The organism is Roseateles sp. AC306 (assembly GCF_979253795.1).
Genome location: NZ_CEEDEB010000028.1, coordinates 23,401 through 34,202, shown reverse-complemented (window position 1 = coordinate 34,202; position 10,802 = coordinate 23,401). Strand labels below are relative to the sequence as shown.

Here is a 10,802-nt window from a genome sequence, read left to right as displayed (position 1 = left end):
GTCGGGGGGAGCTCTTTGGTTACTTTCTGGCGGGTCAGAAAGTGACTCGCCCGCCGGGGCGAAATCCCGGCATGGGCCTAGCCATGAAGCCGCTCTTCCAAAAGCGGAAGCGAACTGACATGCCCCGCAAACGCGCCCCCACCTTCGACGCCCAACGCGCCGACATCCTCACCGCCGCTGCCGCGCTGTTCGCCGACCAAGGCTTCTCCGCCACGTCCATGAACCAGGTCGCCGAGGCCTGCGGCGTGGCCAAGCCCACGCTGTATCACTACTTCGACGACAAGCAGGCGCTGCTCGCCCAGATCTGCGACAGCCACGTCCACGCGCTGCTCGCCCTTGTCGAGGAAGTGAAGGCGCAGCACCTGGCACCCGACGAACAGCTCCGCACCCTCATCGAGCGCTTCACCCGCGCCTACGCCGGCGCGCAGGCCCAGCACCAGGTGCTGACCAGCGAGATCAAGTTCCTCGCCGACACCGAGCGCGAACGCCTGCTCGACGTGGAGCGCCGCGTCGTCAACGAGTTCGCCGCGGCGCTGTCCCTGGTGCGCCCCGAGCTGAAAGACGCCAGGCTGCACAAACCTTTGACCATGCTGCTCTTTGGCATGATCAACTGGACCTTCACCTGGCTGCGGCCCGACGGCGAGCTGTCGCACGACGCGCTTGCAGCCCTGGTCGGCGACCTGTTCTTTGGCGGTCTCGGCGCGGTTCAGCTGCGCCAACCCGCTCTCATTCCATAACCCCGAGGAGACGACCCCATGAAGCAATTCAAGCAACTCGCCCTGTCCCTGGCAGCCGCGCTGAGCCTGGCGGCCCAGGCTGACATCAACGTCGGCGTCACCGTGTCGGCCACCGGTCCGGCAGCGTCACTCGGCATCCCGGAAAAGAACACCGTCGCGCTGATGCCCACCACCATCGGCGGCCAGAAGGTCAACTACATCGTGCTGGACGACGCGTCCGACACGACCACGGCGGTGGCCAACACGCGCAAGTTCATCACCGAGAACAAGGTCGACATCGTCATCGGCTCCACCGTCACGCCCAACTCGCTGGCGATGATCGATGCGATCTCCGAGTCCGGCACGCCGATGATCTCCATGGCCGCGTCGGCCCGCATCGTCGAGCCCGTCGACGCGAAGAAGCGCTGGGTCTTCAAGACGCCGCAGAACGACATCATGATGGCCCTGGCAATCGTCACCCACATGGTAGACAACGGCATCAAGACGGCCGGCTTCATCGGCTTTGCCGATGCCTACGGCGAGGGCTGGTGGGGCGAGTTCAACAAGATCGCCGCGACCAAGAAGCTCAACATCGTTGCGAGCGAACGCTACAACCGCACGGACACGTCCGTCACCGGCCAGGTGCTCAAGCTGGTCGCCGCCAAACCCGACGCCATCCTCGTCGCCGGCTCGGGCACACCCGCCGCGCTGCCGCAGAAAGCGCTGAAAGAGCGCGGCTACACGGGCAAGATCTACCAGACCCATGGCGTGGCGAACAACGACTTCTTGCGCGTCGGCGGCAAGGACGTGGAGGGCACGCTGCTGCCGTCCGGCCCCGTGCTGGTGGCTGCGCAACTGCCGGCCGATCACCCGGTGAGGAAGAGCGCGCAGGACTACATCGCCAAATACGAGGGCGCGCACGGCAAGGGCAGCGTGTCGACCTTCGGCGGCCATGCCTGGGACGCAGGCCTGCTGCTGGCCGCTGCTGCGCCCGAGGCGCTGAAGAAGGCCCAGCCGGGCACGCCAGCCTTCCGCGCCGCGCTGCGTGACGCGCTGGAGAACGTCAAGAACGTCGCGGGCGCGCATGGGGTGTTCAACATGTCTGCCAACGATCACCTCGGCCTGGACCAGCGCGCTCGCGTGATGGTCGAGATCAAGAACGGTGCCTGGGTGCTGATCAAGTGAACGCCATGCCGACCCTACAGAGCTATATCGCGGGCCGCTGGGTCGGCGACCGGGCGGCAAAGCCCTTGGCCAGCGCCATCAACGGTCGCGTCGTCGCACACACGCATGAGGAGGGCCTGGACTTCGCCGAAGCCATGGCCTTCGCGCGCGGCACGGCGCTGCCCGCGTTGCTGCGCACGCACTTCCAGGACCGGGCCCGCGTGCTCAAGGCGCTGGCCGCCTATCTGATGGAGCGCAAGGAGGAGTTGTACGCGATCAGCGCCCACACCGGCTCGACGCGGTCCGACTCCTGGATCGACATCGAGGGCGGCATCGGCACGCTGTTTGCCTATGCCTCCATCGGCGGCAAGGACCTTCCCAGCAGCAATGTGCTGCACGAAGGCCCGGCCATGCGGCTGGGCGCCAACAACCATTTCATCGGCAGCCATGTGCTGGTGCCCAAGCGCGGCGTGGCCCTGCACATCAACGCCTTCAACTTCCCGATGTGGGGCATGCTGGAGAAGTTCGCGCCCAGCTTCCTGGCCGGCATGCCTTGCCTGGTCAAGCCCGCCACGGCAACCAGTTATGTCGCCGAGGCCTGCGCGCGGCTCATCGTCGAGTCCGGCCTCGTGCCCACGGGCGCCTTGCAGCTCATCATCGGCGGCACGGGCGACCTGTTCGAGCGGCTGGATGAAGCCGACGTCGTCACCTTCACCGGCAGCGCCGACACCGCGCTGATGCTGAAGGCCCACCCCAATCTGCTGAAGAAGAGCATCCCCTTCAACGCGGAGGCCGACAGCCTGAACTGCGCCATCCTGGCGCCGGATGTGACGCCGGACGACCCGGAGTTCGATCTCTTCATCAAGGAAGTGGCGCGCGAGATGACGGCCAAGGCGGGCCAGAAGTGCACCGCGATCCGTCGCACCATCGTGCCGGCCAACCGCGTCGATGCGGTCGCCACAGCATTGAAGGCGCGCCTGTCCAGGACAGTGGTGGGCGACCCCGCCGTCGAGGGTGTGCGCATGGGCGCGCTGGCCAGCAAGGCGCAGCAGACCGACGTGGCCGAGCGCGTTGCGCAGTTGGCGAAGAACTGCGAACTGCTGTTCTCTGAACGGGACGGCTTTGCGCCCAAGGGCGAGGGCGTCAGCGACGGCTCGTTCTTTGCGCCGACGCTGCTGCTGGCCCGCGACTCAGCGGCGAGCTACGCCCACCACCTGGAAGCCTTCGGCCCGGTGACGACGCTGCTGCCCTACACCGATTTCGAGGAGGCCCTGCACCTGGCGACTCTCGGCCGCGGCAGCCTGGTCGGCACCGTCTGCACGAAGACGCCGGCGCTGGCCGCGCAGGCCGTGCCGACCTTCGCCGCCTGGCATGGCCGCATGCTGGTGCTGGACCGCGAGGCCGCGCTGGAGAACACCGGCCACGGCTCGCCCTTGCCCAAGCTCAAGCACGGCGGCCCCGGTCGCGCGGGCGGGGGCGAGGAACTGGGCGGGTTGCGCGCGGTGAAGCACTACCTGCAGCGCTGCGCCGTGCAGGGCTCGCCGACGATGATCTCGGCCATCACCGGCGAGTACCAGCGCGGCGGCGCGGTCACCGAGAGCGACATCCACCCTTTCCGCCGCTACTTCGAGGATGTCGAGGTCGGCATGAGCCTGCTGACGCACCGCCGCACGGTGGGCGAGGCCGACATCGTCGCGTTTGGCGGCCTGTCGGGCGACTACTTCTACATGCACTTCGACGAGGTCGCGGCCAGGGAGTCTCCCTTTGGCAAACGCATTGCGCATGGCTACTTCGTGCTGTCGGCGGCGGCCGGGCTGTTCGTCAGCCCTGCGCCCGGCCCTGTGCTGGCGAACTACGGGTTGGAGAACCTGCGCTTCGTCACGCCCGTCGCCATCGGCGACACCATCCAGGCGCGGCTCACCGCCAAGCGCAAGATCGACCGCCCGCCGCGGGACGACCAGCCGGCGCAGGGTGTCATCGGCTGGGACGTGGCGGTGACCAACCAGCGCGACGAGCTGTGCGCGAGCTACGAGATCCTGACGCTGGTGGCGAAGAGAAACGCGGGCTGAGGCCCGCGGCGCGGGTCAGCGAGTTGCAGGCAGTTCGCCTGCGGCCTTCAGGTCCGCGCGGCGTGCGCCGGTGAAGCGCTTGGCCCAGTAGGAGTCACGCATGTCCTCCACGCGCACGGCGCTGCCGGTGCGGGGGGCGTGGATGAACTTGCCTTCACCGACGTAGATGCCCACATGGCTGAAGGTGCGCTTCATCGTGTTGAAGAACACGAGGTCGCCGGGCTTGAGTTCGTCGCGGCGGATGGCAGCCAGGCTGCTGTCCTTGGCCTGCTCGTCGGCGCGGCGCGGCAGCACGAGGCCCACGCTCATCTCGAAGATGTGGCGCGTGAATCCGCTGCAGTCGAAACCGTTCTCGACCGAGTTGCCGCCGCGCGTGTAGCGCACGCCCAGGAAGTTCATGGCCGACAGCACCAGGTCCGATGCCGTGTCGCGCACGCTGGCCAGCAGGCGAGATGACCCGCCCGGCTCACCACCCGACAGCAGGCCTCGCTCGCTGAGGAAGCGGCTGACGGCGTCGCTCGCAGTGGCCGCCTGCGCAGGCTTGGCCGCAGCGGGCGTGGCCTTGTCGACGGCGACCTGCTGTTGCAGGCTCTGGCCGTAGGCGCCCGTCATCGTGCCCGGGGGCGGTGTCGTCGCTGTGATCGTCGAGGCCTGCGCCACGCCCTGCGCATGCGCGGCGCAACCGATGACCAGGAGGCCGGCGGCAGCGATTCGATTCAGCAGGGAGGGAAGGGCCAGGGGCATTCGGGACAGAAACCGGGGCGGGCCGCAGGGCGGTCGCGAGTAGCAGAGTTGGGACAGCGGCGCGGAGGGTAGGAGGCGACCCCCGCACCGTCAATCAAAGCTGGCGGAAAACCGGCGATTCTGAGGGCAAACCCCGGCACTCCGCGGTGATGACTGGGTAAAAACCCTGAAACATTTCACGCCAGGCGCGTGTGGGATCGCAGCTCATGAGCGCGCCGGACGATGCCGCCGGTTTTGACCGCGGTCAGATTGCCGTCAGTGCCTGCGGCCGACACTTGTCGGCATGACGCAGACCTATGCCGACTTCCACCAACGCTCGCTGACCGAGCGCGATGCCTTCTGGGCCGAGCAGGCCGAGCGCATTGACTGGCAGACGCCGCCGCAGCAGATCTGCGACGTCAGTCGCCCGCCGTTCGCGCGCTGGTTCGTCGGGGGCACGACCAACCTCTGCCACAACGCGGTGGACCGACATGCGGCCACACGGCCGGATGAACGCGCGCTGATCTGGGTGTCGACCGAAGTAGGCCAGGAAAAAGTCTTCAGCTTTGCCGAGGTGCTGGCCGAGGTCGAGGCGATGGCCGCGATGCTGGTGGCACAAGGCGTCGGCCCCGGCGACCGCGTGCTGATCTACATGCCCATGATCCCGGAGGCGGCGTTCGCAATGCTGGCCTGTGCGCGCATCGGTGCCATCCATTCGGTCGTGTTTGGCGGCTTTGCCTCCACCAGTCTGGCCAGCCGCATCGACGACGCCAGCCCGAAGCTCATCGTCAGCGCCGACGCCGGCAGCCGCGCCGGCAAGCGCATTGCATACAAGCCGCTGCTGGACGAGGCCATCGCGCTGGCCACGCACAAGCCGGCCGCCGTGCTGATGGTGGACCGCGGCCTTGTGCCTTTCGAGCGCATGGCCGGCCGCGACCTGGACTACGCTGAATTGCGCCGTCAGCACGACGGTGCCCTCGTGCCCTGCGCCTGGCTGGAGTCCAACAGCATCAGCTACACGCTCTACACCAGTGGCACCACGGGCAGGCCCAAAGGCGTGCAGCGCGATGTTGGCGGCCACGCGGTGGCCCTCGCCACCAGCATGGACTGGATCTTCGGCGGCAAGCCCGGCGAGACCTTCTTTTCCACCAGCGACATCGGTTGGGTCGTTGGCCACAGCTACATCGTCTACGGGCCGCTGATTGCCGGCATGGCGACGCTGATGTACGAGGGCACACCGGTCAACCCTGACGCCGCGGTGCTGTGGAGCCTGGTGGAGAAATACCAGGTCACGGTGATGTTCAGCGCGCCGACCGCCGTGCGCGTGCTGAAGAAGCATGACGCCGCGCTGCTGAAGCGCCACGACCTGTCCAGCCTGCGTGCGCTTTTCCTGGCCGGCGAGCCGCTGGACGAGCCGACGACGAGCTGGATCGCCGACGCCCTGGGCGTGCCCATCATCGACAACTACTGGCAGACCGAGACCGGCTGGCCGCTTCTGACGGTGGCCCACCACATCCCCGGCGTGGCGGCCGTGCCGACGCGCCTGGGTTCGCCGGGTGTGCCGATGTACGGCTACGACGTCAAGCTGCTCGACGAGAGCACCGGCGCGGAGCTGACCGGGCCGAACCGGAAGGGCGTGCTGGTCATCGAGCACCCGCTGCCGCCGGGCGCGCTGCAGACGGTGTGGGGCGACGACGCCCGCTTTGTCCGCACCTACTGGCAAAGCGTGCCGGGCCGCGAGGTCTACTCGACCTTCGATTGGGGCGTGCGTGATGCCGACGGCTACACCTTCATCCTGGGCCGCACCGACGACGTCATCAACGTGGCCGGCCACCGCCTGGGCACGCGCGAGATCGAGGAATGCATCTCGGGCCATGCGGCGGTCGCCGAGGTCGCCGTCGTCGGGGTCGCCGATCAGTTGAAGGGCCAGGTCGCCATCGCCTTCGTCGTGCTGCGCGACCCGGGCCAGTCCTCGCCAGCGCTTGAGGGCGCCGTCATGAAGCATGTGGATTCGCAGCTGGGTGCGGTCGCCCGGCCGGCGCGCGTGCTGTTCGTGACGCTGCTGCCCAAGACCCGCTCCGGCAAGCTGCTGCGCCGCGCGCTGCAGGCCGTGGCGGAGGCGCGCGACCCCGGCGACCTGACGACGCTGGACGATCCTGGCGCGCTGGCCCAGGTCAAGACGCTGTTGGGCATGCCAAACGGCTGAGGCTCGAGGCCACGCCAGAATTACGGGCTTCCCACAAGGAGAGCCCGATGAAACCCGTCCAGATCACCCTGGCCGCGCTGCTGTTTACCGCTGCCGCCGTCCAGGCGCAGCAACCCAGGCTGCCCGCCCCCAATTTCCCGACTTATGCCTCTGTAGCCGACGTGCAGGCCCGCTGCGACACCGGGCTGAAGGGCGCCACGCAGCGCGTCGCAGCGCTTGAGAAACGCAAGGTCGACGTCGGCTGGCTGGCCGCGCTGGACGACCTGACCGTCCACCTCGAAGACCACCAGGGGCCAAATGACTTCATCCTCAACGTCCACCCGGACAAGGCCATCCGCGACGCTGCCCAGGCCTGTTCGCTGCGCTGGGCCGACTTCGTTTCCAGCCTGGGCCAGAACGAGAAGGTCTACCGCGCGCTGCAAAAGGCGCCGAAGAAGGATGGCATCGACGCGGAGCTGGTGCGCCTGGCTTCTGGCCAGTTCGAGGACAGTGGCGTGGCGCTGCCCAAGGCGCGGCGTGAGCGCGCCAAGCAGATCCTGGATCAGCTGACCGAACTGGACCAGCAGTTCAACAAGAACATCCGCGACGCCGGCACGCGCGTCGCCTTCACCGAAGCCGAGCTCAGGGGCGTGCCCGCCAGCGTGTGGGAAAAGGCCAAGCGCGACGACCAGGGCCGCATCCTGCTGGGCGTGGATTACCCGAGCTATGTGCCCGTCATGCGCAGCGCCGAAAGCAGCGCGGCCCGTGAGCGCATATGGCGGGCCAAGACCAACGAAGGCGGGCAGCCCAACCTCGACCTGCTGGCGCAGATCGTCACGCTGCGCGGCGAGTACGCCAAGCTGTTCGGCTTCAGCAACTACGTCGATTTCAGACTGCGCCGCCAGATGGCCAGGGACGGGGCGACAGCGACGCGATTCCTCGACTCGGTGACCGGCGCCGTCAACGCCCGCGAGAAGACCGAACTGCAGGAACTGCGCGCCGCCAAGGCCCCGCACCTGGGCACGGCCGTCGATCAGACCCGGGTGGAGCGCTGGGATGCGACCTTCTACAGCGAGCGCGTCAAGCGCGAGAAATTCAGCGTCGACCAGAACGCCTTCCGCCCCTACTTTCCGCCCCAGGCCAGCCTCGAGTTCGCCATGCGCATCATCGAGAAGTTGATGGGCGTGAAGTACCAGCGCGTCGACAACAAGCTCTGGCACGAGGAGGCACAGACCTATGTCGTCAGCGACGCTGCCTCAGGCCAGCCCATTGCCCAGATGTATGTGGACCTCTACCCGCGCGATGGCAAGTACAACCACGCAGCGGTGTGGCCGCTGCGCGGCAGCGCCACGCGCATCAACCGCACGCCGGTGGCGGCCCTGGTCGTCAACTTCGACCGCAACGGCCTGACGCTGGACGAGGTGGAGACCCTGCTGCACGAGCTGGGCCATGCGGTGCACGTCAACCTGTCCAGGACGCGCTACGCGGGCACGGCCGGCACAACGGTCATGCACGACTTCGTCGAGGCGCCGTCGCAGATGCTGGAGGACTGGGTCTACGACAAGCAGGTGCTCAAGCTGATGCAGGCCGTCTGCCCCACCTGCAAGCCGGTGCCGGACGCGATGGTCGACCAGGCTGTTGCGGCCAAGCACTACGGCAAGGGCGGGCTGTTCGGCCGGCAGCACCTGTACGCCAGCTACGACATCGCGCTGCACCAGCAGGCCAAGCCCGAGCCGCTGCCGCTGTGGGCCCGCATGGAAGGCGCGACGCCGCTGGGCCATGTGCAGGGCACGATGTTCCCGGCCGGCTTTGCGCACATTGCGGGCGGCTACGGCTCGGGCTATTACGGCTACCTGTGGAGCCTGGTCGTCGCGATGGACCTGCGTACGGCGTTTGAGGCTGACAAGCTGAGCCCTGAAGTGGGCAAGCGTTACCGCGACCTGGTGCTGGGCCAGGGCGCGCAGAAGCCGGCGCCGGAGCTGGTCAAGGACTTCCTGGGTCGCGACAGCAACTCGGAAGCCTTCTTCGACTACCTCAAGAAGTAGTGCAGCTGCCTGAGCCGCAGTCGTGGCCGGCGGTCTCTGTCGCCACCTCGCGGCACTCGCCCGTCACCGGGTCAAAGCCGCGCTGCTCCATCGTGAACACCAGCGCCGCGTCCATCGTCTCGGCATGCTGCGGAAACCAGCCCGCCAGTTCGGTACGCAGAATGTTCAGCGGCTCGCGGTCGTTCAACTCGGTCGCGTAGCGCAGCGCCTCGCGCATCACGTTCAGCACCATCGCGTGTTGACTGCTGTGGCAGTTCTGCGCCTCGAAGCCGCAGCGCGCCATCCAGTCCTCCTCCATCGCGAAATGGGCCTCGGTGTGGGCCAGCAGCGCGTGGTAGGCGGGCAGGGCGTCGACGCCTGCGTCTAGCGCTGCGCCGAAGGCGTTCAGCAGCGCGACGAACTCTTCGTGCGTCGTGTCCAGCGTCGGCTGGTTCAGCACCAGCTTCTCCGTCCAGGCCAGCGTGGTGTTCATGCTCATGCCAGGCGCGCGCGATGCCGTTCGACCTGCGCCCGCACCTGAGCCGGCGCCGTGCCGCCCAGCACATTGCGAGCATTCAGCGAGCCTTCCAGCGACAGCACCTCGAACACATCAGCCTCCACGCGGGCATCGAAGGTCTTCAGCTCCTCGAGCGACAGCGCCGCCAGGTCCACGCCCTTGGCCGTCGCGGCCTTGACTGCATGCGCAACGACCTCGTGCGCATCGCGGAAAGCGGCGCCCTTCTTGACGAGGTAGTCGGCCAGGTCGGTCGCGGTGGCATGGCCCTTCAGCGCGGCGGCGCGCATGGCCTCAGGTTTGGGCGTCAGGCCGGCCAGCATGTCGGCAAAGATGCGCAGCGTGTCCTTCAAGGTGTCGACCGTGTCGAACAAGGGTTCCTTGTCCTCCTGGTTGTCCTTGTTGTAGGCCAGCGGCTGACCCTTCATCAGCGTGACCAGGCCGACCAGATGACCGACGACGCGGCCCGTCTTGCCGCGCGCCAGCTCGGGCACGTCGGGGTTCTTCTTCTGCGGCATGATCGACGAGCCCGTGCAGAAGGCATCGGGCAGGGCGATGAAGCCGAAGTTCTGGCTCATCCACAGGATCAGCTCCTCGGACAGCCGTGAGATGTGCAGCATCAACAGCGTGGCGGCCGAGCTGAACTCGATGGCGAAGTCGCGGTCGCTCACCGCATCCAGGCTGTTCTGGCACACGCCTTCCATGCCGAGCGTGGCGGCCACGCGCTCGCGGTCCAGCGGGTAGCTGGTGCCGGCCAGTGCGGCGGCGCCCAGCGGCAGGCGGTTGACGCGCTTGCGCGTGTCGGCCATGCGCTCGGCGTCGCGAGCGAACATTTCCACATAGGCCAGGAGGTGGTGGCCGAAGCTGACCGGCTGGGCCGCCTGCAGGTGGGTGAAGCCGGGCAGGATGACGTCGGCATGCTCGCTGGCCTTCTCGACCATCACGGTCTGCAGTGCGCGCAGCAGGCCGGTGATCTCGTCGATCTCGCCGCGCAGCCACAGGCGCACGTCGGTGGCAACCTGGTCGTTGCGGCTGCGGCCGGTGTGCAGGCGCTTGCCGGCAATGCCGACGCGCTCGGTCAGGCGGGCTTCGATGTTGAGATGCACATCCTCCAGGTCCAGCTTCCACTCGAACTGGCCGGCATCGATCTCGGCGGTGATCTCGTTCAGGCCTCGCTGGATGGCCGCATGGTCCTCCGCGCTGAGGATGCCCTGGCTGTGCAGCATCTCGGCGTGGGCCAGGCTGCCGGCAATGTCGGCGCGCCACAGGCGCTGGTCGAAACCGACGCTGGCCGTGTAGCGCTTGACCAGGTCGCTCATGGGCTCGGAGAACAGGGCGGACCAGGCTTGGGACTTGTTGGCGAGTTGGTTGTCTGACATGGAGCGAGCGTCGAAATTCCACGCGCAC

8 protein-coding genes are annotated in these 10,802 nt (G+C 67.6%); 5 read left to right on the top strand and 3 right to left on the bottom strand.

What is annotated here, in order from left to right; translation table 11 throughout:
• Nucleotides 1-119 precede the first annotated feature (119 nt).
• Genes AC0IZJ_RS27720 through paaZ form a run of 3 tightly spaced genes read left to right on the top strand, consistent with a single transcriptional unit; the run spans nucleotide 120 to nucleotide 3,949 of the window.
• Entirely contained in the window at nucleotides 120-737 is a 618-nt protein-coding gene (locus AC0IZJ_RS27720) for a TetR/AcrR family transcriptional regulator (RefSeq protein WP_471855420.1), read from the top strand.
• 18 nt (nucleotides 738-755) lie between these two features.
• The gene (locus AC0IZJ_RS27715; RefSeq protein WP_471855418.1) at nucleotides 756-1,901 is read left to right on the top strand and encodes an ABC transporter substrate-binding protein; all 1,146 of its coding nucleotides are present in this window, start codon (nucleotides 756-758) and stop codon (nucleotides 1,899-1,901) included.
• Nucleotides 1,902-1,906: 5 nt separating this feature from the next.
• On the top strand, nucleotides 1,907-3,949 hold the full coding sequence (gene paaZ / locus AC0IZJ_RS27710) for a phenylacetic acid degradation bifunctional protein PaaZ (RefSeq protein WP_471855416.1): 2,043 nt from the start codon (nucleotides 1,907-1,909) through the stop codon (nucleotides 3,947-3,949).
• 15 nt (nucleotides 3,950-3,964) lie between these two features.
• On the opposite strand, the gene AC0IZJ_RS27705 is transcribed toward paaZ, so the two are convergent.
• Nucleotides 3,965-4,693: a C40 family peptidase gene (locus AC0IZJ_RS27705; RefSeq protein WP_471855415.1), complete on the bottom strand. Its 729-nt coding sequence runs from the start codon at nucleotides 4,691-4,693 to the stop codon at nucleotides 3,965-3,967.
• Between the two features lie 283 nt (nucleotides 4,694-4,976).
• On the opposite strand from AC0IZJ_RS27705, the gene AC0IZJ_RS27700 reads away from it, so the two are divergent.
• Both AC0IZJ_RS27700 and AC0IZJ_RS27695 read left to right on the top strand, forming a co-directional pair.
• Complete coding sequence (locus AC0IZJ_RS27700; RefSeq protein ID WP_471855414.1) at nucleotides 4,977-6,878, top strand: propionate--CoA ligase; 1,902 nt, start codon at nucleotides 4,977-4,979, stop codon at nucleotides 6,876-6,878.
• A gap of 47 nt (nucleotides 6,879-6,925) precedes the next feature.
• Nucleotides 6,926-8,902, top strand: coding sequence for a M3 family metallopeptidase (locus tag AC0IZJ_RS27695; RefSeq protein ID WP_471855412.1), 1,977 nt, complete (start codon nucleotides 6,926-6,928; stop codon nucleotides 8,900-8,902).
• Here AC0IZJ_RS27695 and AC0IZJ_RS27690 read toward each other — a convergent pair.
• Nucleotides 8,892-9,374: a hemerythrin domain-containing protein gene (locus AC0IZJ_RS27690; protein WP_471855411.1), complete on the bottom strand. Its 483-nt coding sequence runs from the start codon at nucleotides 9,372-9,374 to the stop codon at nucleotides 8,892-8,894. The two genes, AC0IZJ_RS27695 and AC0IZJ_RS27690, sit on opposite strands and share 11 nt — an antisense overlap.
• Nucleotides 9,375-9,376: 2 nt before the next feature.
• Nucleotides 9,377-10,774 (bottom strand): argininosuccinate lyase, encoded by a 1,398-nt coding sequence (gene argH / locus AC0IZJ_RS27685; RefSeq protein ID WP_471855409.1) that lies wholly within the window; start codon nucleotides 10,772-10,774, stop codon nucleotides 9,377-9,379.
• Between the last annotated feature and the right edge of the window lie 28 nt (nucleotides 10,775-10,802).

Bases quoted from the DNA above. Each gene is read 5' to 3' on its own strand.
- AC0IZJ_RS27715 (WP_471855418.1), top strand. From the start codon at position 756: ATGAAGCAATTCAAGCAACTCGCCCTGTCCCTGGCAGCCGCGCTGAGC.
- argH (WP_471855409.1), bottom strand. From the start codon at position 10,774: ATGTCAGACAACCAACTCGCCAACAAGTCCCAAGCCTGGTCCGCCCTG.
- AC0IZJ_RS27705 (WP_471855415.1), bottom strand. From the start codon at position 4,693: ATGCCCCTGGCCCTTCCCTCCCTGCTGAATCGAATCGCTGCCGCCGGC.
- paaZ (WP_471855416.1), top strand. From the start codon at position 1,907: ATGCCGACCCTACAGAGCTATATCGCGGGCCGCTGGGTCGGCGACCGG.
- AC0IZJ_RS27695 (WP_471855412.1), top strand. From the start codon at position 6,926: ATGAAACCCGTCCAGATCACCCTGGCCGCGCTGCTGTTTACCGCTGCC.
- AC0IZJ_RS27700 (WP_471855414.1), top strand. From the start codon at position 4,977: ATGACGCAGACCTATGCCGACTTCCACCAACGCTCGCTGACCGAGCGC.
- AC0IZJ_RS27720 (WP_471855420.1), top strand. From the start codon at position 120: ATGCCCCGCAAACGCGCCCCCACCTTCGACGCCCAACGCGCCGACATC.
- AC0IZJ_RS27690 (WP_471855411.1), bottom strand. From the start codon at position 9,374: ATGAACACCACGCTGGCCTGGACGGAGAAGCTGGTGCTGAACCAGCCG.